Origin of the sequence: Porphyromonas sp. HMSC077F02, assembly GCF_001815465.1 — a bacterium.
GTDB lineage: Bacteria > Bacteroidota > Bacteroidia > Bacteroidales > Porphyromonadaceae > Porphyromonas_A > Porphyromonas_A somerae.
Genome location: NZ_KV820682.1, coordinates 12,860 through 35,956 on the forward strand (window position 1 = coordinate 12,860; position 23,097 = coordinate 35,956).

Consider the following 23,097-nt stretch of genomic DNA (forward strand, 5'->3'; position numbering starts at 1 on the left):
CTCTATCTCTACTATTGCTGTGCTTGTATCATTCGGGCAAAGTCGCCAATACTACTTGCCTCTCGGGTCTCAGTTGGTGCAGGGGTGTCGCTCTTGCTCTCAAAGGAGGGGATCACGCGGGCGTACATCACCAGATCCTCCATGGTCATCTCATCGAGGATATAATTCGGTGTGAGGTGGTAGTAGCTAGCGACACTCGCTATCACTCCCCAGAAGGAGTCTCCACTTCCCTCGTCGGGGCTAGTCGGCTTTGCCGGTGGCTTAGGAAAGTGGTAAAGACGAAAAAACCCTCTACCTCCCCCTCTGCGGTCAGCACCTCCAGCACGAAGTTGGCTATCTCCGTAGGGGTGCACTTCTTGGCGAGTGCCTTCCGAAGTGAGGGGCTACCCTCTCCATCGGTGAGGAGGAGAACCGCCGCCTCTGTAAGGGCGTCGGCCTGCTGTAGGGTCTGTATCATCTCCAAGATGCTCACCCCCTCCTCCGTGTGGGGCGTGAGCTTCGTGAAGATGGCTTCTACCTGTAGCGACGTGCGGACAGAGGGGCGAGGCACCTCCAGCTCCACCCCTCCGAGCTTTGCCTTGATAGGGGCTCGGGCGATACTCTCTACCACTCGTACAATCTCCGACTCTGCTCTCTTAAATAGCTTCATAATAATCTGCGTAGTTTAATCACTCCTATAATGATTGCCACTAAGGTGGCACCAATCACCACGCCCCAAAGGGTCGCATTGATGCGCGCGGGTAGGGTGGTGGCGGTTGGTGGTGGTGGCGGTGTAGTCACCTCTCTAATCGTGTCTCTTTGCACAATGTAAAGGGTATCTTGCAACCGCTCCACCACCTGCACTAGCTCTCCTCGCTCCGATACCTCTTCACGCTCTAGGGCTCCAGTAGGTAGAAACCAGCGAGCGGTGTGGCGTTGGTAGGGTAAGCGAATGCTATCCCGCTCCAACTTCACCCCCTGCTGTATGGTGGCGGTGTGGCTCTGCACCACCTCTTTTGCGGGTCGGCACCCTGCACAAAGGAAAGCAAGCAAAACGGCGGCGACGGCACAGACGGCCAAAGCCACAATGGCATACAGGGTGGCTATCTGTCCGTCCGTTGGTTTTCTCCTCTTCATAACCCTGCGAGGTCCAGCCCCTTATTAATGGCGGTTGGGTCGCCAGGCACGCCACACTCCACTAGCCACATCGCTTCAATGAGGCGGTAAACGAGGTCACGATTAGCGAGGTCTAGGGGTGCATTCCTCTGTATCTTGGCTCTCGCGCTCACCCGCTCTATGTACCGTTCTGTATTGTTTTCGTTGGTGGGTGCGTACCTGTGGATAATCTCGGTAAGGGTATGCAAGTGATACCTCCTTTGGTAGTTCCGCAAAATCACAATGGCGGCACGCACACCCCATTCAGGGGCTGTGAATTGGCAAAAGGTGGGGTCGCTCTGCGTGGGCGCTAACCCTCTCCAGCGGTCGTTGGTACGTCGTATGTTGAGGGGGTTGTTATTCCTCAGTCCCCTTGGTAGGCTCTTCTTCATCTCTTATCTGCTTAATCTCGTTATCATCGACCTCTATCCCTAGCTCGCGAAGGAGTTTGCCGATAAACTTCACCGCTAGCACGTAGTAGAGGAGCTTCAGTCCCCGTGTGTTGGGGGCAATCTGCAGACAGTTCTGCAGTATCTTCACTGTGTAGCCCCAAACCGCTATCCACGAAACCACCTTGATGGCGAAGAGCGACTTATCGACTTCCCCAAAGAGGTAAAAGGCAAGGTGCAGGAGCACCACCAGCCCCATATACATCATTAGCTGAATCGCTGCCCGCCCAAACTTGGATAGGCTAAACCGCTCCCGCTTGGTGATATAATTGCTCTGATACCCTACAAATGCATTCACCACGGCAAAGAGTACCAACAGCATAAGGGCATTAGCCGTAGGAGCAAGAGCCGCCATAATAACCGCCCAAATAGCAACTATACCCGCTCTTATCTGATCTATTACGTTCCACATATACTCTGTAGATAAAAACGGGGCGGGAGGGATTTACTCCTTACCCGCCCCCTTGGTTAGTTCGTTTCGCTTTCTAATCACACATTGGTGGTACTTGCGTCGCTGACGGTGAATAGAGAGCCGTCATCCTCCGCAATCGCATTGTAGGTCACCTTCGTGCCGTATCCGCCGTCCTCAGTGAAGACGGGAGCTACTGACACGGTGCCCTTCTTGAAGTTGATAACCTCTCCAATCTTATCCTTTGGGGATATCACAAGGGTGGTCTCTCCCTCTAGCACCGACTTGAATGCGCCTGCCTCAATACCCTTTATTTCGTAGCTAACACGAATGGAGCCCTGCATCTGTCGCTTATCTACAACACGTCCGCTGATGGCCTTCCACTCTTTAGTGTTGCCCTCTTGGTACTCAAGGCTGTAGCTACCCTCTTTTACAACTCCAGTGGGACCCTTGCCGAGCTTAAACTCTAGCTCTCCCCACGCTGTTCCTTTTACTGTTGCCATAATATTTGCTATCTATCAATTAATGCGTTATACTTATACTTGATACGGAGCGTCACTCGTGTGGCCCCGTTATCCTCTTCCGTCTGCACGGTGCGTTCTGTCCTTAGGTCGTACCCGCTTATTCTCATCTCTTTTAGCATATTGAGGAGTGTCCTTGACACTGCTGTGGAGCGAGCTACATTCTTAACGGAGTAATGGTCTCCCTTCCTCTCGTTAGGCACATAAACATTGACCACAACCACCCCCGTCTGTACTTGACCGTCTAACCCAGAGAGAAAGGATACAACTGCATCCTCTTTGTCACCCCTGCTTGTCGGTCTTACGTCACGGCGGTAGGTGTATCCCTTGATTTTGCCTGCTAGATACTCCTTCACGGCCGTGTAGATGTCGCTTTCGACCTCTTCACTCGTCTTGAAATCCCCTCTTATCATTTGGCTTACCTTTGCCATTCTGCCATCAGTTTGTCAATGATTAACTCTCCTGCGGTGTTCACGTCGTACCCTTTAGCTTCTACGAAGGTGGCGTAATGCTCTCCTGCTACGAAGATGAGGCTAGTGCCTTTGCTTGGCATCATCTCTTCGATCAGCTTCTTGCCCCTCTTCCTACCTTCCTCGCCGTTAAGCACCACGTTAAAACCTCCCTCGTGCTGTATCTCGCCATCTCTAACCACTGCATATCCGATTGAACTAATGAGACACCCGGTTTGGTCATGGAACGTCCTTGAGTTGACTGCCATTTCGTAAGCCTCCTCGCCTACTAGAATGAGCCACTCTAGCTGGTCCTGCCTCACCTCTTCCTTGAAGCTCTGTGCAAACTCACTAAACTCCATACGGCTCTCCTAACTCTATCTCGTAATGATCTAGCAGATAGGCCTTCGCCACGCTCTGCACGCTGTACCCACCTAGCGACTTACCTCCGTCCGTGAATAGCTCTGCTTGTGTACTCTCTTCTATCCACACTGGAGCATCTGCAATCGGTAGGTGCACGCGGTAGAGCGACTGGCGAAAGTGACCATCTGAGTACCTTCCCCGCACGTCATCACGCACCGCCTGCTTTTGGCACGTGATGGGCTCCGACCACTCAAGAGAGGAGGTTGGCACCCCATATTCGTCGGGGGTGTCATCTCCAACCTTGTGGGAGAGCTTTATTTGTGCGTTAGGTACTAACATTGTATGAGTGATTAGTAAATGGTAACCTTTGGTCTGTCCGCACCATCTAGGAGGTTTTCAATACCAAGCTCACGGCACTTCGTGCGGTAGTAAAGGCGGAGGGCGTCTTGCCCTGCTCTGGAGATGGATACCCCCAACTCGCTGATGCTAGTCGGTTGCAAAAGCACCTCTGGAATGCGCTTTACAAATGCACGCTCTGCGGTGGCGAGTGTCTCACTCGTGAGGGGAGCGTCTGGGTCTAGCTTGCTCGCTATAACCACTGTCTCCACCTCGTGAGTGGGAACCATACCGCCTAGGCTGCGATACTTGCTCTCTATGAACTCCTTGACGGTCATACCTTACTAGATTGCTTTTGTGAGGTCGATATTTACGATGGCGCGAGCCTGTGTAATCTCTGGCACCCACTTGCACTCGTACTCCATAAAGCGGCCCTTATTGGTACGCTCCGTTGCGACTAGGACGCCACCCTCCGACTCTGTGTAGACCTTGCCAGGGACACGGTCGCCAGACTCGTAGGTACGCTTCCACCGCATATATCCGAGGTTGCCCTCAGGGACAAAGGCGATCTTACCTTCCTCAAGCATTGGAATATCCTCATCGGTGAGCGTCCGCACAAACTGCGAAACCACACGCACCTTTGGAAGTCCGAAGCTCTCAAAGAGAGCGGATAGCATGTCAATAGTAAGGAGCCCAGTTACGGTTGCTTCATTGGTGCCTAGCTTCTGCTTGAAGAGTGCTTTGAACTCATCGGAGAGCATGAAGTACTTGGCGAAGGTCTCGTTACTCATCAACACCTCGCGGTAACGGTAACGGCGATACTTGGTGGCTAGTTTCTGTAGGAGAGTGAAGAGCTTGCCCTTATCGGTGGTCTTCGCCTCCTCCTTGTTGGTTGGTATCTCAAGGTCTAGCACCTGCACACCTTGTGGGTTGTCCTTGAGTGTGATACTCGCTGTGCCGTTAAGCATAAGGTCGGAAATGACCTTGTCCATACGCTTCTCAGGAGCCAATACTAGCTCATTGAAGTCGTCTACTAGGAAGTCGGTAACCTCGCGCACGCTCTCAGCGTCCATACCGCTTCGGTTGAGGCGGTCGATAAGTGTCTGCATCTGCTCTAGGCGAGCGTTGTCCATCTGGAAGCGGTCGCCGAGGTTAGCTACTCGAAGAGTGCCCTCCACTAGCCCTTGGCGGTTGCGGATCGGCTTCTCTGCGTAGGCGTCGATGACGCTACCCATGCGAACTGCGGACTTGGCTCCGTAAGCGGTGGCGAAGATGTCGCTATTGGTCTCACGGAAGGAGAGGTAGTGTCTCCAGAATGGCTGGTCGTTCTGCACCGCTTTTACGCGGTCTATAACGGCTCCTATGATTTGTGGGGAGCCTAGGATATCGTTTATTGTATAGTTCATATCGTTACGCTATTTTGTGGTTAAACTGAGGCTGGGTTCTTTAGAAAAAGGAACCTCCCATTCGCTTGCAATGCCTTTACGACTGCGTCACTGAGTGGAATAATCTCTGCCCGCACCTCGTCGGCTGCGTTCACCGCTGTAATGGTGGCTCCACTCTCTACCTTTACGCCTGCGTAAAGTAGTCGGTTGGTCTTTGATTCGTCTGCTCCCTTTGCGACCTTGGCGGTACGCTTCTCAAAGTCTACCACTAGTGGGGTGCCCTTGTCTACGGTGCTCCCGTCTGTGAGACCAGTGGTGTCTAGGTTGTAACCTCCGCTATCAACGCGGACGGTGTCCTCCCTCCAAATCTCCTTGGCACCTTGTGCGGTGTCTTTGTTGTACGTGATTTTCATCATACTTGTCTTACTGTTTGTTGGTGATTTCGTCTGTTCCTTGCTTAATTAGCTTTGCTAGGGGGTCATCGCTTTTCTGAGTGTCGGGGTCGCCCTTATCGGGTGGGTTGACACCGTCAAACCGCTTGCTTGCTAGCTCCTTTTCCATCGCTTGCCACCCTGTCTGAACCTCTGTAGCGTAGGTAGCTACGTCGAAGTCCTCTGGGAAGGTGCGTCCGCTGATGATTGGTTTGTAATAAGCTTCGGGAACCTTAATTTCTTTGAGGGCGGTGGTTAATTGCTCCAGCTTGGACTTCTGCGTATTGGCTTCGGTTAGCTCTGTGACCTGCTTGGTGAGTGCGGCAATGAGTGTCCGCATCTCGCTTAGCTCGCTAGGGGGCTCGGTGGCTCCCGTGGTGCTAGTCTCTCCTGGCTTTGGTGCTGGCTCCTTTGGCGGTTGCTTTGCTTCGTCGGCGAGTGCCTTTGCTCGCTTCTCTGCGCTTGAGCGTGCGTTTCGCTCTTTATCGAGCGACCCTTGCACCGTCCGTAGGAGCCCTTCGCAGTCTGCCACAGCTGTATCAATCTCTGCCTCCTCCTTGACGTTGTGAGAGAGGATCTCTGCCACCCCGTCCATTACGTCATCGCCTAACCCAGTATCGGTGTACTTCTGTTTTAGTGCGACCTTGATCTTTTCTTTTAGCATTTCCTTTGTCGTGCTTTTGTGATAATTGATTTACCTAACACAAAAGTAACGGACAATGTAGTATCAATGGGAGCAGGTTGGGCTTTGCAACCTAAACTAAACCCCTTACTTTTGATTGGAGTGGCACGGACACGAAAAAGCACCACGAAATCTCTTCGCAGTGCTTCATGAACAACTTATTACCTAAACTATGAAAGAAAGTGTATTAAAGACGTGTATGTATCTTTACTCTATGCTGTAGGGGACTAGCTGTGGGGATATGTGCATGCCCTCGGCCTCCTTTACCTCGGGGTGGAGGGTGGCTAGTGCGTGGAGGAGGAAGTTAAGGCGTCGCTGTAGGTACTCGCCTACCTGCTCCTCGTGGCTCTCTACGGCTAGGCGTATGCCGGCAAAGACGTACTTGAAGGCTTCGCCACTGGTGGCGCCTGTGCTGGACATCTCCTTGGGGGAGAGGCGTGGGGTGTTCATGATCTGGTAGGCGGTCTCCTCGAGCTTCTCTACCTCGGTGGTGACCATCTGGGGGCTTTGGTTCCATGTGAGCATCTTGACATCTCCTCCATTCTGTAGCTTGATGGTCTTATTTCGCCCTGTGGGGTTGGTGTTGACTACCTCTATATCGCCTGAGATGATTTGCTTGGGGGCGTAGTGGTAGTCGTTGCAGTCGGCGGAGTTGCTCCAGACTTTCTCGATGCGATCGCGTATGGTGCTAATCTTGTGGCAGAGTGGCTCGGGGCGATCCATATAGATAATGGGTAGCTTGCTGAAGCCGTGGGGGAAGCTCTTATCCTCTGCTGGTACCCACTCACCCCGCTCTAGGCGGAAGCCCTGCACGTCGGTAGGGGTGATGTAGCTAGCCCACTCGACCTCTCTACCCTGAGGGTCGCGGGTGGAGTAGAAGCGGTAGAAGCCGATGAGTTTGCCGGTACCGTCTTTCTCTGGTACGAGCTTATCGCCTCTGAAGGGGCTCCAAAGCTCTACCCTTAGCTCCTTGGCATCTCTGTCTACCCACCAGTACTCGGCTACCATGCACTCGGAGAGCCAGGAGGTGACTACTCGGCGGTTGTGGTACTTTAGTTTGGTATCGTGGCCTACCTCGGTGAGGAGCTGTAGCATCTGCCTCTCTGCAGGCGTGGTGGGGGTGCAGTCGAGGAGTGGCTCACGGCCAACGGTGAAGGTGGTGTGCTTCTGCACGATGTCTTGCTCCATGGGGTAGGCGATGCGATTGACCTCCATATCCTTGAGGATGGCGGGGATGAGCTTGCCATCCTCCCAGCGCTCGTCTCGCACCATCACCTTATCGCGGGGGCGGATGCTCTCGTCAAAGACGTCGTGCTTCTGCCACTCCCACTGACGGCGGTACTCTTCGTATTTCCTTGCGTTGTAGCTGCTGTATGCTTTCTTGATGTCCATTGGTCTCTAATTTTATGTGATTATATGCCGGTCCAGCACTGTCGCTCTACCTTCCTCTGCCCGAAGAGCTGCCCCCAGACGTAGTAGCGGGTAGCGTCTATGGCGTGGTCATCTTTGCCAACGGGCTTATTGGTTGGCTCGCCAAAGGGGTCTAGCTCCCAGCTGTAGTTCTCTAGCTCGTAGCGGAGGTTCTTACTGCGACGGGTAACCTTGATGTTGAGGTCTTGCATCTTCTGTATCCCTGCGAGGATACTGCCGGCTCCTTTCTTCACGGGGAAGATGTTGATACCTTTGCCTTTGGCTCGGCTCCCTTTGTAAATCTCGGCTATCTCTCGGGGCTCTGCACTATCGGCGAAGACGAAGAGGTCGTCGTACTCGGTGGCTTGCTGGAGTGCGTCGATGAGGTCTTGATACCCCATGCCTCGCTTGTAGAATAGCTCGTCGAGGTAGAGGTCGTTGCCGTGGACGCCACAGCGGACGGCGGCGGAGGGGTCGTTAGTGTACCCAAAATCTAGCCCGATGCCCCTCTGGCTTAGGAAGTGTGGTAGCTCGTCGATAACCTCGTAGTGTGGGAAGATGAGGCCTTTCTTTTGGTTGCTCCACTGCCCTGCTACGACGTGTGCGAACTTCTCGGGGTTGGTTTCGCGGAGCTCTTCGACGGTGGAGATGAACTCGGGTGCGAGGTTGCGGAGGTTGTCTTGGTAGGTGGTGTGTATGTGCAGCACCTGGGGGTGGGTGCTTATCTGCACGGGCACGCCTAGGTAGTCTACGATGCGGTGGGTATCCTTGAGATACTTTTGGTAGATGAAGTGGGAGGTGTCGGAGGGGTTCATCACGATGATGACGGTGTTCTTAACCCCTTTCTGACGGAGGGAGAGGACGAGCTTCTCATACTCGTCGGGGCTGACCCACTCCTCCGCCTCATCGACGACGAAGGTGGAGAGTCCTTGGATACTCTTGAGCTTCGCGGTTTGGTTACCGCTGGAGGCTTTGATACCCATGAAGATGATTTCGGACTGTGTGCGGAGGTTCTGTATGCGGTCCTGCTTGATATTGAAGTACTCGGCGGTGCCGTCGCCTTGGATCTTCTCCAGTACCTCGGGGATAATGGACTTATCGGCACTGGTCATGGTGTAGCGACTGAAAAGGATCTTCTGCCCTTGCTCGAAGGTGAGTCGCTCGATGTAGCGGGAGACCTCGTACGATTTCCCACTGCCACGGCCTCCCGTGATAAGCACGATGAACTTATCATCATTGAGGTAGAGGGGCTCGTATACGCTGTGTATGGGTGTGGGCATAGAGCGGGAGGGGCTAGGCGTCGGTATCGCCTTCATCTCCCGTTTGCTGTGGTGCCTCGGTATTGAGGGATAGCCACTTTTGGATAGGGATGCTGCCCTCCTTGAGGTTGATATTGACCTCTTGGGGGTTGTCGCCGAACCCTCGGTGCATGCCATAAACCTTCATGAGGCGGAACAAGGCTTGCTCGCTGGGTTGCACTATCCACCCTCTGAACTGCTTGGTCTCTGGGTCAATATCTGGGATACCTAGTGCGAGGAGCTCTGTGGTGGTCTCTAGCTTGTCCATCATGATTTCTCGAGGTGTGTTGAGAGCCTCGCGAAACCCTTTCTCTTCGTTGCGCCACTTGTAGATGGTGTCGGGAGAGACGCTGAAGACCTCGGCAATCATGCCGATGCGTCCTTTGGTGTCGCGTGCTACTTTTTCGAAATCCTCTAGCGTAGGGGGTATGATCCGGGCTCTGGAGTGGCGTCCCTTTTGCTTGCTCTCCTCGGATATTCTCTCTAGCTTCTCTTGGTCTATGGTGGCTCTCCTCTTCTCTTGCATGGTGCTACTGGTGTTAATCTACTCGCTCCACTTGGTCGCTGAATACCTCGCCCTTGATGATGTTGAGGTAGGGGTCGTAACCGAAGCGGTTGCAGAAGTCGCTTTTGGCTTTGAAGGTGTCAAAGGAAAGCATGACGTAGGCGTTCATGTCCTTGGCTTTCTCCTCGGCCTCTGCCCTCACCTGCTGCTTAACTGCCTTCATGTGGGCAATTCGCTCGGCTTCGCTTTTCTGCTCCTCTCTTCGCTCGGCTTTCTCTGCCTCTCGCGCCTCTTGCACGGGGACGAGCATATCGGAGAGGGCGTCGGCAGTGGTGGCTTCGATGTCGGTCTGAAGGAGGTAGTCGCACCCAATGAGGTTGAGGTCTATCTCGGTGAAGCCGACGTCTTGGTAGTCGATGCTTGGAATGAGCTCGCGGAGGGCATCGTAGTCCCAATCTCCCCCGACGTTGGGGTTGTTGAGGGTGATGTTGAGCTCCTTTTCTTTCTTCTCGTCGACGTCGATGAGCTCTACTCGGAGGGAGTAGTCGTTTTCGTGTGTCTCGGGGTTGTACTTCTGGAGCTCATCGAGGACGGATACCTTTTGGTGTCCGCCCACGATGGTGTAGCCTGTCCGCTTATTCACGACGATACCTCCGACCACGCCGTAGAGGCGGATGGACTTCTTGAGGGCTTTCCTCCCCTCTTGTGTGATGGTGCGGGGGTTGTAGCCTGCCGGCTTGATTTGTGACCGCTGTAGCTCTACGGAGCTACTGGTAAAGTACTTATTCTTGTCGCTCATGGTCGTATTCAAATAGGATCCGCTCACTCATCGGGAATGCTTGTAGGACCTTTTGGAGATCTTGGGGTGCGTTGTCGCGCATCCAGAGGAAGCACTCGAGGTTGAACCCTATGCCACCGCTTGCGTTGTGCGAGTAGCGTATGGGCTGAGGGAGCTTCTTTTGTCGCATGTAGGCTAGTATATCCCGCTGTGTCCAGTCGGCAAGTGGATAGACTAGCCCTTGATTTTCATAGCCATTAGATTGATAGCCGTTGAGCATGAGGCGACGGTTCATGCCATCGGCCTTCTTCATGCCTAGGAATGCGTAGTGCAGACCCGTGCGTACCTGCATCACCTCTACCACGTCGCGTAACTTCATGAGCTTCACTTTTGGGTTGGGGACGCAGTAGGTACCCGAACGGAGTATGTAGGTGAGGTTCCAGTGTGGCACTTGCACCATCTCTATTCGTGGGTATCTCGCTTGGCACCATTTGATATATCTCTCTATGTGGTCCAGCCCCTCTACAAAGTACATGAAGACGCAGACGATACGCTTAAACTTTGGGTAGATGAGGTCGAGCAGTACGAGGCTATCTTTGCCCATGCTATTAAAGAGCATCACCTCATCTGTTTTTGCACAGATGAGGTCGATGCTCCTATTGGCTTGGGCGATCTTTCCCATGGCTTAGCCTGCACTTAGTCCGAAGGCGATACGCAAGTCGCGATACCTTTGGTTTCGTGTGATGTACTTGCCGTTTCGGCCTAGCTTACCGCCACTGCTTGTTGATGCAGCCTGCCTGCCACCTCTATAGCCTGAGGTAGCGTTAACTGTTAATTGTCCTCTGTTCTTGACTCGTCTTGAAAATTAAAGGGTTATAAAATACTAGTAATTGCTTCTCTCTATAATCTCGCCAAGGGTGTAGTCTATCTCTGCCTCGAGATACTCTTCGCCCTCGTAATCGAATGTTTTGGGGTTGTTATCTTCATCTACGATGTAGACAATTTGTGCGTCCTTCACCTCTACGATGATGTAGGGGCGTTTGCCTGAGTAGGCACCTGTGAGAAATTTAATGGCGTCGTACTGGATTGGCTCTGCGTCAAAGTCGATATCCTCTGGGATATCATTGCCTTTGTTGCCTGCATATACTTTACCGTTTGCGTCGACATACTGAATGTACCTGTTGGCTGTCTTTGGCCGTATCTCGCGGTATTCGTGCGTCTTTGTACCTGCTACGATTTCATCAAAGTACTGCTGCTTGAGACTGAGTGTTAATACTTTCATACTCTTTTCTTCTGTTTAATAGTTGCGGGGACTGGACTCGAACCAGTGACCTCCACCAAGTCAAAGTGGTAAGCTACCCCTGCTCTACCCCGCTGTCGCTCTACAAATGTAGGTAACAAATAGCGACGCGGGATAGCTCTTTTTGTTTTTGAATATAAACTATGTTACTTAGTTTGGATTTGTACTATCAAATGTAGTCTTTTAGTCACTAAATGGCAAGGTTAATCAGCTTGAAGCATCTAAAATCCTGCTTTTCTGTGTCCCAATAGGTCTGTAGGTGCTCATAGTGCTTACGCTCGCCGCCCTTTACCTCACCGATGAGATCACTTCTTAAGGTGCCAAAGGCTTGCCTCTGCGTGCCGTCGGACTTGGTGAACCAAAACTCTACCACCCCTGCTTGCATCTGTGTTCTCAACTTAAACCACGCCCACGCCCTTTTAAGTGCGTTGCTGAAGGTTGTACCGTACGTTCTGAAAAGGTACCACGCCTTGCTCATAACCTCGCTCAGGCGAATTCTGTTTGTCTTGCTCATACTCTTTTAGTCTCGTTTGTGTGATTAGTAAATACTCTCTATCTATTCTCTAGTCTTTTGATCTGTCGTTTTAGTAGCTGTATTTGGCCTGTTAGTGAAGCAACCTTTTCTTCATCTTTCATGCTCTTGTAAAACTGAAGAGACTCGATAGCTTCATTTAGACAACCTTTTTTGCTTGCTATCAATGATTTGATGTTGTCTTCGTCGTGCCTCTCTATAGCCTCTGTAATGTGGTCGCCCTTTCTTAAAAAGTAGCCGTAGCTCTCTAGCCTGCTGCTCATCACTTTCATCTCGTTTGTTGCTCGTGTTTAAGTGTTAGCCCTTCACTGTATATAAGTAATGTATATATTGTTCTTATCTTTTGACACCACAAAGATAACAATATTATTTACAACTACCAAATAAAAGTATATCTTTTTCTTACTTTGTTTGTTTTAAGTGTTTGTATATGCTTTACATATATATAATATGTGTATCTTTGCGGAGCAACTAAACTTTTACGATATGAATAGAATAAAGGAACTAATCAAAGAGAGAGGGTACACACAGCAGGAGTTGGCGGACAAAATGGAGATGACCCGTGTGGGGCTTAATCAATTAGTGAACGGCAACCCCTCCTACCCCACGCTCGAGCGATTTGCGAGAGTGCTTAATGTGCCCATGTGGGAGCTGTTCGCCACTCGTGATGAGGTGATAGGCGAGGAGCTGACGGCACTGGTCTACCACAAGGGAGCCCACTACAGAGCCACGACGCTGAAGGAGCTTCGGGGGATTGTGGAGGAGCTGGAGCGGGCAACGGCTGAAGCTACTTCGGCTGAAACTTCGGGCAGGAGTGTCGGCAGGTAAGGATGTAGTGGGAGGCGTTATCAACGTGCGGGCAGAGGCACATAGTCATTTCGCCTGTGGCTTGGGAGGGTCGGCGGTGTCCATAGGCGTGCTGGCACTCTCCGCATCGGTGGATAGGCTGCTTCTGCCCTCTTAGTGGGCTTCTTCGTCTGTTCATCTCGCTTTGTCTTTTAATATCTCTAGGGCTGTTTCATCTACTTTCTCTAGGAAGGGGTGGATCAGCTGGTACCGCACGCGTACTTCTCCTGTGAGGTTGCTGGTGTAGCTGTAGTTGATCCGGAGCGCCTGGGAGAGTTCTCGGGTGATGCCTCGCTTCACCCTCTTAGTGGCGAGGAGGCTCTCGGGGCTGTAGAGGCGGAGGACTACGGCGATGCATACTTCCTTCTCCTCAAATGGCTGGAGATCCGTTGTTCGCACTTGGTGGCAAATAGATTTGATTTCTCGGAGGTCGGTGAGCGGTGGAGCTAGGAGCAAGCCGAGCTCTCTATTAAGCTCGCTCTCTAGTCTCTTCAGCTCTTTGTACTTCATGATTAGCTTTTCACACATTATGGGTCTTGGTTTTTACTCCCGTTTGTATTTCTGCTTTTATGGCTTCCATGAGGGCGTTCTGCCCTTGCTCTTTGCTCTGGAGTGCTTTAACTACTCGCTCGTCTAGTGTGCCGGTGGCGACCATGTGGTAGATAGTCACCCGCTCCCGCTGCCCTTGGCGTGCGAGGCGTGCGTTCATCTGCTGGTAGAGCTCCAAGCTCCAAGTGAGGGTGTACCAAATGATGATGTGCCCTCCGCTCTGTAGGTTGAGGCCGTGCCCCATGCTAGCGGGGTGGCCGAGGAGGATGGGCACTTCGCCTCTATTCCATGCGTCGAATACACCCGGCTCATCTATGGTGCGTGCCTTGGGGAAGGTCGTACGTAGTCGCTCTAGCTCGTGGCGGAACTCATAGACGATGATAACGGGGGTGTGTATCTCTTCCATCATCTCTTTGAGCCTCTCTAGTTTGGCGGTGTTGGTCTCTCGGTAGCTCTGTCCGTCTTCTGTGTAGAGGGCTCCGCCGGTCCACTGTCGGAGTTTGCCACTGAGAACGGCTGCGTTGCTGGCGGTGATGAGCTCCTGCCCGTTGTCTGTCTCTAACTCTAGGACTTGTTCTCGTTGGAACTGTCGGTAGGCTGTGAGCTCGCTAGGGTCTAGGGCTACTTGAATGTCGGTGTACCGCACGGGTGGGAGGGTGAGGTAGTCTTCGCTTTTCATACTGACGCAGATGTCTCCAATGGCGGTGTAAATGGCTTGCTCTGCCCCTGGCTGGAGCCCCCACTTGTAGACGATGTGGCCGTTGCTCCAAAGGGGATAGAAGTATTTCTGACGGAAGTGGGTGATGTAACGGCCGAGGCGTGCTCCGCTGTCGAGGAGGTACACTTGGCTCCAAAGGTCTTCAAGGGAGTTGGGGGCGGGGGTGCCTGTGAGCCCTACTACTCTGATGTGGGGGTAGGTGCCGAGGTAGACTTTGAGGGCTTTGAACCGCTTGGTGCTGTGGCTCTTGAAGGCGGAGTATTCGTCGATGACTATCATATCGAAGAAGGGTGTCCGCCCGAGGGTATCTAGTAGCCAAGGGAGGTTGTCGACGTTGATGATGTAGATGTCGGCGGGGGTGAGGAGGGCGGTCTCTCTCTGCTTCTTACTGCCTAGCACCTTACTGAAGCGGAGGGTGCGTAGGTGGTCCCACTTCTCTGCCTCGCTGTCCCATGTGTGGAGGGCGACTCGCTTGGGGGCGACGATGAGGGTACGGTGGAGGGTGCCTCTGTGCATCAGTGTAGCGATGGCGGTGAGGGTGCTGACGGTCTTGCCGAGCCCCATCTCTAGGAACACGCCACAACGTGGGGTGCTGAGTATATGCTGTACTGCTTTCTTTTGGTAGCTGTGTAGGTTACTTTCGGTTAGTCTCATGGGCGTGAGCGTGGAGCTCGTCTAATCCCATGAGTATGCGGAGGCCGAGACGCTCTGCGAAAATCTTTTCTATCTGGCACCCGGGGGAGTGCTCCCACCCTGGTAGCATCAACATGGCATCGCAGGTGCTGAGGATTTCTAGGTCGCGGAGCATGTGAGCGGACCAAGGGGTATCAAGGGGGAGCCCGTTATCAAGTGGCGAAATGGGAAGGTAGTCGGAAATGGCTTTAATTTGCGTTTGTGCGGCTTCAAAGTCTAAAGCAACCTCTCGGTAGTCACGACCGCTAATCGCCCCGGAGATGTAAATTTTGGGCTGTTTGCGAGGCTGTCTGGCAAAGCTAAGCACCTCCTCCAGGCTCTCTTCGCTATCCACCACAAAGACGGGGGAGCCGATGGCTTTTAATTCTGCCTTGCGGATCATCTGAAGCTTGCGGAGCTTCTCCCCGGGGGTCTTCACCTCTACCCAAAAGACGTTGCCTCCCTTGGTGATGCAAAGGCGGTCGGGGTATCCCGCCTTGAAGGGGTTGGTATATTTCTCACACCACACCCCTAGGGAGTGGAGACCGTCGGTCAATTTCTTTTCTAAATACTTTTCGTTTATCATATCCTGCTTATAAATTTAACATTTCGTTCGCTACATCGGGGGTAAGTGAGTTCAGTGAGTGCAGAGATTTGCCAACTCCTACAGAAACCCTATTCTACATCCCCATTTACTATATTTTCTATGTAAAACACCCTTTTTATGTTTTTCTACTATTCTCTGAACTCACTGAACTCAATTAGTAGAGTTAGTAGTTATATAGAGGGGAGTAGAGTGAGTGCAGAGGGAAAATTCTCTGAACTCATCTGAACTCACTGAACTCAAAAGTGAGTGCAGAGAAACCCAAGTGAGTGCAGAGTGAGTGCAGAGAAATAGGGGTCTGAACTCACTTTTATCTCCTTCTTGTGAATACTTTTTGCTGTCCATATCCTCCGCTTAATCTTTTTCTATCTCCTGTCGCCTCCCAGCCGTCTAGCTTCTTGAGAAGGTCGTTAGCGATACGGCTCTGGCGGTTGCCCTTGCCGTTATCCATCATAAAGAACTCATTCACCACCTCCACGGCCGAGACCTCATTGCGCTTCTCCGTGCCGATGCTCTTAAATCCGAGGGAGGGGTCACGTATATAGGCCACGCCACGCTTCTGAGCTTCAAAGTAGGCTCGTCGCTCCTCCATTTCAAAGGTATGCCAGTCAATAGGAAGGAGGAGGTCAAGGAACGCCTCAAGGGCGCCGATTTGGTCATTATCAGAGTCGAACTCCTTCTGTAGCTCCACGAGCTCCCGAGCTTCATTGCGGTCGAGGTAAAGGGGCGTCTTGCCCTCCTTGTAGAGATGATACGCCTCCGCCCACACTTGTGCTACATCTTCGTCCGTGAGGTCGAACACACTCCTCTCAGGCGTGCCACACTTCAGTATCCAGAAACGGCGGTTACCAGAGCTATCACGGAGGAACTCATCGTCGTTTGTTGTAGCGAAGAAGACGCACGTACGCTTCACCGCCACCTTCTCACGGGCGTAGGCGGGCCGGAACTCGTCACTCTGTTTAGAGACGAAGCTCTTGATCGTGTTCATATCCGCCTTGTAGAAGCCCTCCAGCTCAGGTATCTCCACAATCCAAGACCCCACAACCGCCTCCTGCATCTTGTTACTCTTCGTATCCAGCGTGAAGGAGTCCATGAAGTACTTACCGCCACCTGCGAGCCGCCTAAGAATAGAGCTTTTGCCAATCCCTTGGTCGCCCACGATGACTATAATCTGATCGAACTTAACCCCAGGATCAAATGCACGAGCCACGCACGCCACCAGCGAACGGCGTGATATCTTGCGATTAAGCGGAGTGTCTGCCACCCCTAGGTACTTCATAAAGAGCGTATCCACGCGGGGTACCCCGTCCCACTTCTCACGGAGGATAAACTTACGCACCCCATTCTCACGGAACGCATCTTCCCTCACTACAGCGTCCAGCATCATCTGAAGGTCGTTTTTATTCTTAATCTTATACACCTTCTCAATATATAGAGCCACCTGAGCCGTATCGGCATCCGTCCAGAGGTCACCCTCCTCCCTCTCCCACTCCAGTGGTCGCACAATCACCTTATCCCGCTTAAACTCATCGTAAACGACCCGTCCCTTGATAAGGTTAGGGTCATTTCGGAGGATAGTATAGAAGTTGTGCAGGCTCTGCACCGTTGCCCCCTTCTCCGTTACCTCCAGCTCATCTAGCCAACTATCATCAACCGCTTCCGCTTCCACCTCCACGGTCTCCGTCTCATCAGAAACCGCCTCCAGAGGCTCCCCCTCTCGAGCTGCTACCAACTGGTACTTCAGATAGTCACGGCTCACCTCAGGAATACCGAGGGCATACTTCTGCATCGCTTGGTAAGAGGGACGGCGGTCAATCCGCGTTGTCGGAGCCACGTCCTTATCTAGGTGCCCAAAGAGAGCGAGGCGGGTCAAGTCCCAAGAGTTAAGGAGCCGACCCCCGAGCGGATCCGTAGCGTGGTAAGAGTAGAAGAAATCCCCATCATCATAGACCGCCACCCCTCCAAACGAAGAGCCACTAGCATACGTAAAGCGATTGAGCCCCGCAGGGACGTATAGTCCAGATAACACCTCATTCAGCACGTGGTAGACATCAAAAGTGCGACACCAAGAGCCGATGATATTCTTCTTCTCCCTAGGGCACTCCTGGCGGGCCCCTGCCACTGCTTTTCGTTGCTTCGCACCACTCACGGCACCCACGCCCGGCTTATCCTTTGTCGGCCACTCCGATAGGTCCGTCCAGTCCTTATACTGCTTTAGCATAAGATCCACGTCCAGCGGTTCCCCGTCCTGAGCGTGGTAGAGAATAGGGGCATCCTTAGGGGCCGACGCCCAGTACATCAGTCGCACCGGCTCGCAGGAGGTCATATCGACCTGGTCAAGACCGATCCCCTCAGCCATCTTATGCGCCACGGCAGAGTACTCCAGCGGTGTACACTCTCTCGAGAGCGGCACGATGACCCTGTAGCGGGGCTTCTCGGTGGTGTGCGAGTGCGTAGAGTGGACGATCATCGCAAAGCGGGGGTTAGGTTGCTCAGGCGGTGCGGTAGCGTCATCCACGTCTATCGTAAGGAGGGTGCGACAGAGGAGGTTGTCATTCTTCCGGTTGCCGTCTTCCTTCAGCACACCCCCGACGAAGCCCCCGACATCCTTCACATTGCCACGCTCCTCACGTGTCATCGCCTGGTACTCTTCCAGCGTCTCCTGAGTTCGTACCGGCTTACACTTTTCCTTTAGATCCCCCCACGAGATAACCGTATTATGCCAGTTCGTATCCCTTCGGGAGCTTGCCACGGCTATCCTTATCTTCGCTTCATCATTAATCACTTCGTTTCATAGTCTAATCACATTAGCACCCCTCCAGACAACTATCCTTCTCAAACTCATCTGCTGTCATACATTTAATCTTGCGACAATTGTTCTATACACTCAAAAATCCTCCTTGCCACCTCTGGTACTATAGCATTTCCGTAAGCCTTCACGCTCTCGGTTCGCCACTTAGGAAAGGTAATAGAGTCCAATTCTCGGGGAATCCCATCATCTCCTCCACATATAGGGGATTGAGAAGGGAAGTTGCTCCACCCTCTCGGGGCTTTTCTGGCTTGTAGATAATCGCTATTGCATCTGTTAGATTCCCCCTCTTTCTGTTGTCCGTTACATTCCCCCTTGCAGATTGAACTGTCGGAGTTGGTAGTAACTGACTTACCACCAGATCCTTCAGAGACGATGAATAGGTCACCCCACTTGGCCTTGTCTTTTTCAATCCCGTTACCTTCTGACCTCCGCCTGCACTGTCCGATGCTGTCGGAGTTGGTAACAACATTGGAGACATTGGTTTCATCCTTCCCTTTTCGTCTTGCACCTTCAACCCTTGCGTCATTGGAGTAGGCAACAATCCAGATCCGATCTCTGCGGTGCGGTGCTCCAACGGATACAGCCGGTATAATAAATGGTTGGACGCTATATCCTCTCTCCTCAAGTGCTGTAATGATTTCGTAGAGGATGTACTGCTCTCGTTGCTCATAGATTTCGTAACTCTCTCCGAATAGATTTTGACTACTCTCCATCTTAGCCTTCTCAGAGGGGTGTACCATTGATAAGAGTCCAGCAACATTCTCACCAACAACCCAAGTGGGTCTGATCTCATCAATTGCCCTAAGCATTTCCGGCCAGAGATAGCGGTCATCTGTCGAGCCTTTTCTGAGGCCAGCTGTACTGAATGGTTGGCATGGAAATCCTCCTGAGAGAACGTCAACCTCTCCTTGCCATTTTCTAAAGTCTGTCGCTTTGATGTCTTCATAACTTTCTGAATTAGGAAAATGATAGTCAAGTACTCTTCTACAAAATGGATTCCACTCACAATGGAACAAGTTCGTCCACCCCACTTGCTCGGCAGCTAAGTCAAAACCTCCAATGCCAGAAAATAAACTACCATGTGTCATCTCTCTAGCCTCAAGGTTATTTATTATTCAGAGCATACAGCTCATTGGCGCACTCCTCCACAGCCTTGCACTCTTCAACGGACAAAAAGAAGCTATTCCACTCAATTACCTTCCAGCAAGTATCAGAAACTTTCGTGCACCAAGCGGACACCATCTCCTCAGCGTTAGAGGCACCTATTTCAATGTAGTCGACTTCAAAGCCACCCTCGTCCGAGAATGATGCAGATATCTCCCAAGCGAGGTTATCGTAGGGTTGAAACTGCGCCGTCATCCAGCTTCTAAAGTCAGACACATACCCCACCAACTTGCCTGCAATTTCCTCCACCAGTCTATCCGTCTGCCTGCCACCAAACACCTCCTCAAGGGTTGCCACCCCCGAGGCGATAGCATCGTAGTTAATCTTGTACCTCTTCATCACTTATCGCCAGCTCTGGACAATCATTCACATTTCCAATCACACATATAAACTCCAAGCTCTTATCAAAAATCGGTATGGAGAATCCAGTCTCAGCTACCTTTGCTAGAAATTTTCCACCTTCTCTGATGATCACAGCATCATGAAACCATTTACGACCCATATTGCCTCTATTTGTAGCACCATAGACTATATCCCCAACGCATATAGCCTCTCCTCTCATGTCTTTAAGCCCGGTGCGCTGACGTACCTTTTTGCTTCTCTCCTCCAGCATGTCGTATATCTTGTCAAGAGTATCCTCTCCCCATTCTAATGCATTTTGCAATCCAACCACATGCGCGGTAAAACTGTATTCTTTGCGTCCCTTTCCATAAGGCACCTCCTCCACCTCCATTCTCACCTCCCACTTCTCAACATCTATGTGCAGCTGGCACACAATCATCCTTTTATACTTTTTTATTGAGTTTGAATAGCTAAATTTTATAACCTCCCCGTCAATTGAAGGCTCGTCAAACCTCCTATCTATCCATGCCCTCATAGCTCTTTATCCTCTAGCTCCTTATCCAGCACCCCCTCTGCCCAAATCAAAGTCTCTTGCAAGCTTAATCCCTCCACACTTGCGACATCGCTAAAAGTTGGTTTTCCAAACATTCGAGTTCTAATCCTTGCACTCACCTCCATAAGGTCAATGGTGACGACTAACTCGTACTTGTAAATACCCACCTTTCCTCCGTGTCCGTACCGCAAGTTCAGCGTATTATAGCCTTGTATCACGGGGTCGGCAAATCTCCAATTCCTTTCCATATCTAGTTTGTTAAAAAGGTCGCCACCGCTGTCGCGTGAAGTGAAACTGTGAGAAAAAAGTTTGATTGTTATTTTGTTCTTACTTTTTGCGACACTCCCCACCGCTGTGGCAAAGTTGCGGTGGCGACCTCTGTTTGTTAATACCCTGTCAAATAGCCCTCCATATCTTTTTACACCTCAAAATCACCTATATACGCTTTAACGCTATTGCTTAGCTCCGTTGCGTTGGCGGAGTACTCCTCCGACGCTTTTATGAGGTCTCCATTCCTGTAAAGTCTGCACACCACACCAGCGGGGGCGTTTGTCCTGATGATTACAGTGATGCTGAGTCCCTCTCTGTCTTCTCCAACATTGCGAACCCCATAGATGCTAACTCTGAGCGAGTCGCGCCCCTCGCAAATGCAGTTATTGGGGGCTGTAAATTTGAATCTCTCTTCCATTGTCTTGGTCTTGTTTTAATTTTATATTATCAAATCATCTTTTGAAACTCCGCATACTGCTCGTCTACAAACTTCTCGCAGTCCACATCAGACACGTATTCAAGAGCCTCCTCAAGGCTTGCGAATTGCTTAAGGTCTACGATATCATAGCCTACCCAGTCCGTCACTCTTGCATAAAAGCGGTCTCGCGGTACAAATTGTATACTCAGATTGAAATTCAATTTCATATTTCCCTCCGCCCAATCTCTTTTGGCTTCGTACTCGGCCGTAACCTCTCCGAATGTCGCTTGCCAATTCTCCCATTTTGTGTTCATTCTTCACCTCCTTTCTCTTGTTCATCTAATCTCCTTTGATACTCGCTTTCTCTCTCCCACCACTCATCTACATACTTCTCGCAGTCTATGTTTGAGAGATAATTAACAGCTTCTTCAAGCGTTTCAAAAACTCTATTTTCTCCATCCTCCTCTACACTAGATAGTTCAAAGTCTTCGACCATTACCTCAAACGTACCCCCTCTCAAAAAGCGTATGCTCGCATAAAATAGCATGTAGCTATCCCACTCTCTTCGTGCGATATATTTAGCGGTCACCTCTCCATCGTTTGCACACCATTTGGTCCAGTTCGTCTTCATTCTTCTCCTCCTTTCTCAATTAGCTCAAACTCGTACACAAAGACGTATGGGTTTCTTTCCCAAGTACCTTTCCCGCTCGCTTTTTCAATCATCGCTGTAAATGCAGTTATTGGTGTGCGATAGAAGTTCCCATCAAATAGTGGAAGTCGGTAGTATAGTTCGTGCGTTTTCTCGACGCCCTCCTTGATGCAATCATCAATGCTTACATTTTGTAGTCTATCAACTTCAACCCTTGTAATCTTAATTTTGTGTGGCATCAAGTCGGCACGAACGAACATTTTATTATCAAGTCCAGCTCCATAGCCATTTAGCTCTAGGTGATTAAAGACCTTTTCGGCTAACTCCTGATTCTCTCCTTTAAGGACGGTTGCATAGCTTTGTGCGATTGCAACGACCTCTCCTACCTTGTAAGGAGAGTTATGCCTAAAATTGCGATAGGCGTCTCTAGGGTTATTTATACCAAGACCACTATAAGCCCCTTTCCACAGTAACCCCTTGTCTTCATCATAAGTAGGTTGTGGATTGATAACTCTTCTCGTCATCGTCTTTTTGCCCTTCAAGACGGCTTCTGTCAAGCCCATCTTGTCACTAAACATTATCTTCTTCATACACGTAATTACTCCTCCACCAGCTCCACCTCGTCCAGCTCCTTACACACGAACTCGCCTCCATTTTCGTCTAGGTACAGTTCTGCTTTCGTTGGCTCATCTAACAAATTCCAAATAATACCTGTGACGATAAACACATATCCAGTACGCTTCTCCCGCACCATATCCCCTATCCGTAGGTCGGTCACCTTTAGTTGCTTGTTATTCTTCATCTCCACCTCCTTTCTCCAAAATTCCAATTCTGTCCGGGGTTGTGTAGAATAGAGTAAAAAGGCCATTCACACCGACTGCAATCTTAAAAAGCCCGTCATCGTAAAGCTCAATGCTTTTCACTACTCCCTGCTTGTTGTCCAGCACGCCAAACATCACCACACGGTCTCCAACTTCCACCTCCTCCGGCTTCTTGTCTACTCTCTTCTCGTATATTGGCTTCGTTATGTAGACATCTTCAAAGCCAGTTGCATTCGTTACCATCCGCTCTATGTACCAATCCGATTTGTTATTTTCTTTCATCTCTCAAAATCTCATCTACATACTTCACAATCCGTTCGTATTCGCGACCACTTCTTTCGCTGTCTGCATAGGCTTTCTTTATCAACGCTTCGCCAGTGCCGTAGAAGCATCCCACTTTCCACATATTATTGCTCCGCGTCCAAGTGAAAAATCTTCCACTGCTCCACCAATTCTTAAAGACGATATAATCCAAGGCACCCTCCACTTCCGCATCGCCAAACACTCTAGCACCGCCGTACACTCTAGCATCGCCGTACACTCTAGCATTGTCGCACACTCTAGCATTGTCGTACACTCTAGCACCGCCGTACACTCTAGCACCGCCAAACACTCCAGCACCGCCGAACACTATAGCATTGTCGCACACTATAGCATTGTCGCACACTCTAGCACCGCCGTACACTCTAGCACCGCC

At 51.2% G+C, this 23,097-nt stretch carries 36 protein-coding genes, 1 tRNA gene and 1 pseudogene; 1 reads left to right on the plus strand and 37 read right to left on the minus strand.

Annotation, left to right across the window (positions count from 1 at the left end; all coding sequences use genetic code 11):
- Positions 1-11 precede the first annotated feature (11 nt).
- From HMPREF3027_RS09540 to HMPREF3027_RS07050, 22 genes are all read right to left on the minus strand, one after another.
- Positions 12-206 (minus strand): hypothetical protein, encoded by a 195-nt coding sequence (locus HMPREF3027_RS09540; RefSeq protein WP_141756249.1) that lies wholly within the window; start codon positions 204-206, stop codon positions 12-14.
- Positions 203-649 carry a hypothetical protein gene (locus tag HMPREF3027_RS06950; protein WP_070707781.1) on the minus strand — a complete coding sequence of 149 codons (447 nt, stop codon included), beginning with the start codon at positions 647-649 and terminating at the stop codon, positions 203-205. The genes HMPREF3027_RS09540 and HMPREF3027_RS06950 overlap by 4 nt, the downstream gene beginning before the upstream one ends.
- Positions 646-1,116: a hypothetical protein gene (locus tag HMPREF3027_RS06955; protein WP_070707782.1), complete on the minus strand. Its 471-nt coding sequence runs from the start codon at positions 1,114-1,116 to the stop codon at positions 646-648. The genes HMPREF3027_RS06950 and HMPREF3027_RS06955 overlap by 4 nt, the downstream gene beginning before the upstream one ends.
- Positions 1,113-1,526: a hypothetical protein gene (locus tag HMPREF3027_RS06960; protein WP_070707783.1), complete on the minus strand. Its 414-nt coding sequence runs from the start codon at positions 1,524-1,526 to the stop codon at positions 1,113-1,115. Before HMPREF3027_RS06960 ends, HMPREF3027_RS06955 begins: the two co-directional genes overlap by 4 nt.
- Positions 1,492-1,995, minus strand: a complete 504-nt coding sequence (locus HMPREF3027_RS06965) for a hypothetical protein (RefSeq protein ID WP_141756250.1) — start codon at positions 1,993-1,995, stop codon at positions 1,492-1,494. The genes HMPREF3027_RS06960 and HMPREF3027_RS06965 overlap by 35 nt, the downstream gene beginning before the upstream one ends.
- A 77-nt stretch (positions 1,996-2,072) precedes the next feature.
- On the minus strand, positions 2,073-2,495 hold the full coding sequence (locus HMPREF3027_RS06970; RefSeq protein WP_070707785.1) for a hypothetical protein: 423 nt from the start codon (positions 2,493-2,495) through the stop codon (positions 2,073-2,075).
- An 8-nt stretch (positions 2,496-2,503) separates the two neighbouring features.
- Complete coding sequence (locus tag HMPREF3027_RS06975) at positions 2,504-2,926, minus strand: hypothetical protein (protein WP_141756251.1); 423 nt, start codon at positions 2,924-2,926, stop codon at positions 2,504-2,506.
- A gap of 5 nt (positions 2,927-2,931) precedes the next feature.
- On the minus strand, positions 2,932-3,324 hold the full coding sequence (locus HMPREF3027_RS06980; protein ID WP_070707787.1) for a hypothetical protein: 393 nt from the start codon (positions 3,322-3,324) through the stop codon (positions 2,932-2,934).
- Positions 3,314-3,664, minus strand: coding sequence for a hypothetical protein (locus HMPREF3027_RS06985; protein WP_070707788.1), 351 nt, complete (start codon positions 3,662-3,664; stop codon positions 3,314-3,316). Before HMPREF3027_RS06985 ends, HMPREF3027_RS06980 begins: the two co-directional genes overlap by 11 nt.
- 11 nt (positions 3,665-3,675) lie before the next feature.
- Positions 3,676-3,999 (minus strand): DUF6706 family protein, encoded by a 324-nt coding sequence (locus tag HMPREF3027_RS06990; protein WP_070707789.1) that lies wholly within the window; start codon positions 3,997-3,999, stop codon positions 3,676-3,678.
- Between the two features lie 6 nt (positions 4,000-4,005).
- Positions 4,006-5,067: a hypothetical protein gene (locus HMPREF3027_RS06995; protein ID WP_070707790.1), complete on the minus strand. Its 1,062-nt coding sequence runs from the start codon at positions 5,065-5,067 to the stop codon at positions 4,006-4,008.
- A 20-nt stretch (positions 5,068-5,087) separates the two neighbouring features.
- Positions 5,088-5,462 (minus strand): hypothetical protein, encoded by a 375-nt coding sequence (locus HMPREF3027_RS07000; protein ID WP_210400687.1) that lies wholly within the window; start codon positions 5,460-5,462, stop codon positions 5,088-5,090.
- Between the two features lie 7 nt (positions 5,463-5,469).
- Positions 5,470-6,141, minus strand: a complete 672-nt coding sequence (locus HMPREF3027_RS07005) for a hypothetical protein (protein WP_070707792.1) — start codon at positions 6,139-6,141, stop codon at positions 5,470-5,472.
- A gap of 225 nt (positions 6,142-6,366) precedes the next feature.
- A complete protein-coding gene (locus HMPREF3027_RS07010; protein ID WP_070707793.1) occupies positions 6,367-7,551 on the minus strand; it encodes a phage portal protein in 1,185 nt (394 codons plus the stop codon).
- 20 nt (positions 7,552-7,571) lie between these two features.
- Entirely contained in the window at positions 7,572-8,885 is a 1,314-nt protein-coding gene (locus HMPREF3027_RS07015) for a PBSX family phage terminase large subunit (RefSeq protein ID WP_246830557.1), read from the minus strand.
- Positions 8,863-9,393 carry a hypothetical protein gene (locus HMPREF3027_RS07020; RefSeq protein ID WP_070707794.1) on the minus strand — a complete coding sequence of 177 codons (531 nt, stop codon included), beginning with the start codon at positions 9,391-9,393 and terminating at the stop codon, positions 8,863-8,865. The genes HMPREF3027_RS07015 and HMPREF3027_RS07020 overlap by 23 nt, the downstream gene beginning before the upstream one ends.
- A 13-nt stretch (positions 9,394-9,406) precedes the next feature.
- Entirely contained in the window at positions 9,407-10,171 is a 765-nt protein-coding gene (locus HMPREF3027_RS07025) for a ParB N-terminal domain-containing protein (protein ID WP_070707795.1), read from the minus strand.
- Positions 10,155-10,832 carry a phosphoadenosine phosphosulfate reductase domain-containing protein gene (locus HMPREF3027_RS07030; RefSeq protein ID WP_070707796.1) on the minus strand — a complete coding sequence of 226 codons (678 nt, stop codon included), beginning with the start codon at positions 10,830-10,832 and terminating at the stop codon, positions 10,155-10,157. The genes HMPREF3027_RS07025 and HMPREF3027_RS07030 overlap by 17 nt, the downstream gene beginning before the upstream one ends.
- A gap of 201 nt (positions 10,833-11,033) precedes the next feature.
- Complete coding sequence (locus HMPREF3027_RS07035) at positions 11,034-11,432, minus strand: ASCH domain-containing protein (protein ID WP_070707797.1); 399 nt, start codon at positions 11,430-11,432, stop codon at positions 11,034-11,036.
- 22 nt (positions 11,433-11,454) lie between these two features.
- Positions 11,455-11,526, minus strand: a tRNA-Val gene (locus HMPREF3027_RS07040).
- Positions 11,527-11,640: 114 nt separating this feature from the next.
- The gene (locus HMPREF3027_RS07045; protein ID WP_070707798.1) at positions 11,641-11,964 is read right to left on the minus strand and encodes an SH3 beta-barrel fold-containing protein; all 324 of its coding nucleotides are present in this window, start codon (positions 11,962-11,964) and stop codon (positions 11,641-11,643) included.
- A 38-nt stretch (positions 11,965-12,002) separates the two neighbouring features.
- Positions 12,003-12,254 (minus strand): hypothetical protein, encoded by a 252-nt coding sequence (locus tag HMPREF3027_RS07050; RefSeq protein WP_070707799.1) that lies wholly within the window; start codon positions 12,252-12,254, stop codon positions 12,003-12,005.
- A gap of 214 nt (positions 12,255-12,468) precedes the next feature.
- Here HMPREF3027_RS07050 and HMPREF3027_RS07055 point away from each other — a divergent pair, with 214 nt between their 5' ends.
- Positions 12,469-12,810, plus strand: coding sequence for a helix-turn-helix domain-containing protein (locus HMPREF3027_RS07055; protein ID WP_070707827.1), 342 nt, complete (start codon positions 12,469-12,471; stop codon positions 12,808-12,810).
- A 153-nt stretch (positions 12,811-12,963) separates the two neighbouring features.
- Here the strand turns inward: HMPREF3027_RS07055 and HMPREF3027_RS07060 are convergent, their stop codons facing one another.
- The 15 genes and pseudogenes from HMPREF3027_RS07060 to HMPREF3027_RS09695 form a co-directional block, all read right to left on the minus strand.
- Complete coding sequence (locus HMPREF3027_RS07060; protein WP_141756252.1) at positions 12,964-13,338, minus strand: hypothetical protein; 375 nt, start codon at positions 13,336-13,338, stop codon at positions 12,964-12,966.
- Between the two features lie 10 nt (positions 13,339-13,348).
- Positions 13,349-14,749 carry a DEAD/DEAH box helicase gene (locus tag HMPREF3027_RS07065; protein ID WP_070707801.1) on the minus strand — a complete coding sequence of 467 codons (1,401 nt, stop codon included), beginning with the start codon at positions 14,747-14,749 and terminating at the stop codon, positions 13,349-13,351.
- A complete protein-coding gene (locus HMPREF3027_RS09440; protein ID WP_083317548.1) occupies positions 14,730-15,353 on the minus strand; it encodes a DUF4406 domain-containing protein in 624 nt (207 codons plus the stop codon). The genes HMPREF3027_RS07065 and HMPREF3027_RS09440 overlap by 20 nt, the downstream gene beginning before the upstream one ends.
- 328 nt (positions 15,354-15,681) lie before the next feature.
- Positions 15,682-18,156 (minus strand): virulence-associated E family protein, encoded by a 2,475-nt coding sequence (locus HMPREF3027_RS07075; protein WP_141756253.1) that lies wholly within the window; start codon positions 18,154-18,156, stop codon positions 15,682-15,684.
- Positions 18,157-18,230: 74 nt separating this feature from the next.
- A complete protein-coding gene (locus HMPREF3027_RS07080) occupies positions 18,231-19,271 on the minus strand; it encodes a DNA cytosine methyltransferase (protein ID WP_070707803.1) in 1,041 nt (346 codons plus the stop codon).
- A gap of 16 nt (positions 19,272-19,287) precedes the next feature.
- A complete protein-coding gene (locus tag HMPREF3027_RS07085; protein ID WP_070707804.1) occupies positions 19,288-19,686 on the minus strand; it encodes a hypothetical protein in 399 nt (132 codons plus the stop codon).
- Positions 19,667-20,224 (minus strand): YopX family protein, encoded by a 558-nt coding sequence (locus tag HMPREF3027_RS07090; protein WP_141756254.1) that lies wholly within the window; start codon positions 20,222-20,224, stop codon positions 19,667-19,669. The genes HMPREF3027_RS07085 and HMPREF3027_RS07090 overlap by 20 nt, the downstream gene beginning before the upstream one ends.
- Positions 20,221-20,490 (minus strand): hypothetical protein, encoded by a 270-nt coding sequence (locus HMPREF3027_RS07095; RefSeq protein ID WP_070707806.1) that lies wholly within the window; start codon positions 20,488-20,490, stop codon positions 20,221-20,223. The genes HMPREF3027_RS07090 and HMPREF3027_RS07095 overlap by 4 nt, the downstream gene beginning before the upstream one ends.
- A gap of 170 nt (positions 20,491-20,660) precedes the next feature.
- A complete protein-coding gene (locus tag HMPREF3027_RS07100) occupies positions 20,661-20,930 on the minus strand; it encodes a hypothetical protein (protein ID WP_070707807.1) in 270 nt (89 codons plus the stop codon).
- A gap of 29 nt (positions 20,931-20,959) precedes the next feature.
- A complete protein-coding gene (locus HMPREF3027_RS07105) occupies positions 20,960-21,244 on the minus strand; it encodes a hypothetical protein (protein ID WP_070707808.1) in 285 nt (94 codons plus the stop codon).
- A complete protein-coding gene (locus HMPREF3027_RS07110) occupies positions 21,241-21,561 on the minus strand; it encodes a hypothetical protein (RefSeq protein ID WP_070707809.1) in 321 nt (106 codons plus the stop codon). Before HMPREF3027_RS07110 ends, HMPREF3027_RS07105 begins: the two co-directional genes overlap by 4 nt.
- On the minus strand, positions 21,558-22,169 hold the full coding sequence (locus HMPREF3027_RS07115) for a hypothetical protein (RefSeq protein WP_070707810.1): 612 nt from the start codon (positions 22,167-22,169) through the stop codon (positions 21,558-21,560). The genes HMPREF3027_RS07110 and HMPREF3027_RS07115 overlap by 4 nt, the downstream gene beginning before the upstream one ends.
- 8 nt (positions 22,170-22,177) lie before the next feature.
- On the minus strand, positions 22,178-22,381 hold the full coding sequence (locus tag HMPREF3027_RS07120; RefSeq protein WP_070707811.1) for a hypothetical protein: 204 nt from the start codon (positions 22,379-22,381) through the stop codon (positions 22,178-22,180).
- Positions 22,371-22,682 carry a hypothetical protein gene (locus HMPREF3027_RS07125; protein WP_070707812.1) on the minus strand — a complete coding sequence of 104 codons (312 nt, stop codon included), beginning with the start codon at positions 22,680-22,682 and terminating at the stop codon, positions 22,371-22,373. Before HMPREF3027_RS07125 ends, HMPREF3027_RS07120 begins: the two co-directional genes overlap by 11 nt.
- Positions 22,669-23,097, minus strand: a pseudogene (locus HMPREF3027_RS09695) (hypothetical protein); the annotation flags it as partial. The pseudogene HMPREF3027_RS09695 and the gene HMPREF3027_RS07125, both read right to left, overlap by 14 nt.

What these genes read in the sequence shown, in the direction of transcription:
- HMPREF3027_RS07020 (WP_070707794.1), bottom strand. Translation starts at nt 9,393, where the DNA reads ATGCAAGAGAAGAGGAGAGCCACCATAGACCAAGAGAAGCTAGAGAGA.
- HMPREF3027_RS06985 (WP_070707788.1), bottom strand. Translation starts at nt 3,664, where the DNA reads ATGTTAGTACCTAACGCACAAATAAAGCTCTCCCACAAGGTTGGAGAT.
- HMPREF3027_RS07030 (WP_070707796.1), bottom strand. Translation starts at nt 10,832, where the DNA reads ATGGGAAAGATCGCCCAAGCCAATAGGAGCATCGACCTCATCTGTGCA.
- HMPREF3027_RS07015 (WP_246830557.1), bottom strand. Translation starts at nt 8,885, where the DNA reads ATGAAGGCGATACCGACGCCTAGCCCCTCCCGCTCTATGCCCACACCC.
- HMPREF3027_RS07010 (WP_070707793.1), bottom strand. Translation starts at nt 7,551, where the DNA reads ATGGACATCAAGAAAGCATACAGCAGCTACAACGCAAGGAAATACGAA.
- HMPREF3027_RS07085 (WP_070707804.1), bottom strand. Translation starts at nt 19,686, where the DNA reads ATGAAGAGGTACAAGATTAACTACGATGCTATCGCCTCGGGGGTGGCA.
- HMPREF3027_RS07095 (WP_070707806.1), bottom strand. Translation starts at nt 20,490, where the DNA reads ATGGAAAGGAATTGGAGATTTGCCGACCCCGTGATACAAGGCTATAAT.
- HMPREF3027_RS06950 (WP_070707781.1), bottom strand. Translation starts at nt 649, where the DNA reads ATGAAGCTATTTAAGAGAGCAGAGTCGGAGATTGTACGAGTGGTAGAG.
- HMPREF3027_RS07120 (WP_070707811.1), bottom strand. Translation starts at nt 22,381, where the DNA reads ATGAAGAATAACAAGCAACTAAAGGTGACCGACCTACGGATAGGGGAT.
- HMPREF3027_RS06965 (WP_141756250.1), bottom strand. Translation starts at nt 1,995, where the DNA reads ATGTGGAACGTAATAGATCAGATAAGAGCGGGTATAGTTGCTATTTGG.
- HMPREF3027_RS07055 (WP_070707827.1), top strand. Translation starts at nt 12,469, where the DNA reads ATGAATAGAATAAAGGAACTAATCAAAGAGAGAGGGTACACACAGCAG.
- HMPREF3027_RS06990 (WP_070707789.1), bottom strand. Translation starts at nt 3,999, where the DNA reads ATGACCGTCAAGGAGTTCATAGAGAGCAAGTATCGCAGCCTAGGCGGT.
- HMPREF3027_RS07100 (WP_070707807.1), bottom strand. Translation starts at nt 20,930, where the DNA reads ATGGAAGAGAGATTCAAATTTACAGCCCCCAATAACTGCATTTGCGAG.
- HMPREF3027_RS06980 (WP_070707787.1), bottom strand. Translation starts at nt 3,324, where the DNA reads ATGGAGTTTAGTGAGTTTGCACAGAGCTTCAAGGAAGAGGTGAGGCAG.
- HMPREF3027_RS07125 (WP_070707812.1), bottom strand. Translation starts at nt 22,682, where the DNA reads ATGAAAGAAAATAACAAATCGGATTGGTACATAGAGCGGATGGTAACG.
- HMPREF3027_RS09440 (WP_083317548.1), bottom strand. Translation starts at nt 15,353, where the DNA reads ATGATAAACGAAAAGTATTTAGAAAAGAAATTGACCGACGGTCTCCAC.
- HMPREF3027_RS07065 (WP_070707801.1), bottom strand. Translation starts at nt 14,749, where the DNA reads ATGAGACTAACCGAAAGTAACCTACACAGCTACCAAAAGAAAGCAGTA.
- HMPREF3027_RS07045 (WP_070707798.1), bottom strand. Translation starts at nt 11,964, where the DNA reads ATGAGCAAGACAAACAGAATTCGCCTGAGCGAGGTTATGAGCAAGGCG.
- HMPREF3027_RS06955 (WP_070707782.1), bottom strand. Translation starts at nt 1,116, where the DNA reads ATGAAGAGGAGAAAACCAACGGACGGACAGATAGCCACCCTGTATGCC.
- HMPREF3027_RS07000 (WP_210400687.1), bottom strand. Translation starts at nt 5,462, where the DNA reads ATGATGAAAATCACGTACAACAAAGACACCGCACAAGGTGCCAAGGAG.
- HMPREF3027_RS06960 (WP_070707783.1), bottom strand. Translation starts at nt 1,526, where the DNA reads ATGAAGAAGAGCCTACCAAGGGGACTGAGGAATAACAACCCCCTCAAC.
- HMPREF3027_RS07090 (WP_141756254.1), bottom strand. Translation starts at nt 20,224, where the DNA reads ATGAGGGCATGGATAGATAGGAGGTTTGACGAGCCTTCAATTGACGGG.
- HMPREF3027_RS07105 (WP_070707808.1), bottom strand. Translation starts at nt 21,244, where the DNA reads ATGAACACAAAATGGGAGAATTGGCAAGCGACATTCGGAGAGGTTACG.
- HMPREF3027_RS07080 (WP_070707803.1), bottom strand. Translation starts at nt 19,271, where the DNA reads ATGACACATGGTAGTTTATTTTCTGGCATTGGAGGTTTTGACTTAGCT.
- HMPREF3027_RS07050 (WP_070707799.1), bottom strand. Translation starts at nt 12,254, where the DNA reads ATGAAAGTGATGAGCAGCAGGCTAGAGAGCTACGGCTACTTTTTAAGA.
- HMPREF3027_RS07025 (WP_070707795.1), bottom strand. Translation starts at nt 10,171, where the DNA reads ATGAGCGACAAGAATAAGTACTTTACCAGTAGCTCCGTAGAGCTACAG.
- HMPREF3027_RS07060 (WP_141756252.1), bottom strand. Translation starts at nt 13,338, where the DNA reads ATGAAGTACAAAGAGCTGAAGAGACTAGAGAGCGAGCTTAATAGAGAG.
- HMPREF3027_RS06995 (WP_070707790.1), bottom strand. Translation starts at nt 5,067, where the DNA reads ATGAACTATACAATAAACGATATCCTAGGCTCCCCACAAATCATAGGA.
- HMPREF3027_RS07110 (WP_070707809.1), bottom strand. Translation starts at nt 21,561, where the DNA reads ATGAAGACGAACTGGACCAAATGGTGTGCAAACGATGGAGAGGTGACC.
- HMPREF3027_RS07115 (WP_070707810.1), bottom strand. Translation starts at nt 22,169, where the DNA reads ATGAAGAAGATAATGTTTAGTGACAAGATGGGCTTGACAGAAGCCGTC.
- HMPREF3027_RS06970 (WP_070707785.1), bottom strand. Translation starts at nt 2,495, where the DNA reads ATGGCAACAGTAAAAGGAACAGCGTGGGGAGAGCTAGAGTTTAAGCTC.
- HMPREF3027_RS06975 (WP_141756251.1), bottom strand. Translation starts at nt 2,926, where the DNA reads ATGATAAGAGGGGATTTCAAGACGAGTGAAGAGGTCGAAAGCGACATC.
- HMPREF3027_RS07035 (WP_070707797.1), bottom strand. Translation starts at nt 11,432, where the DNA reads ATGAAAGTATTAACACTCAGTCTCAAGCAGCAGTACTTTGATGAAATC.
- HMPREF3027_RS07005 (WP_070707792.1), bottom strand. Translation starts at nt 6,141, where the DNA reads ATGCTAAAAGAAAAGATCAAGGTCGCACTAAAACAGAAGTACACCGAT.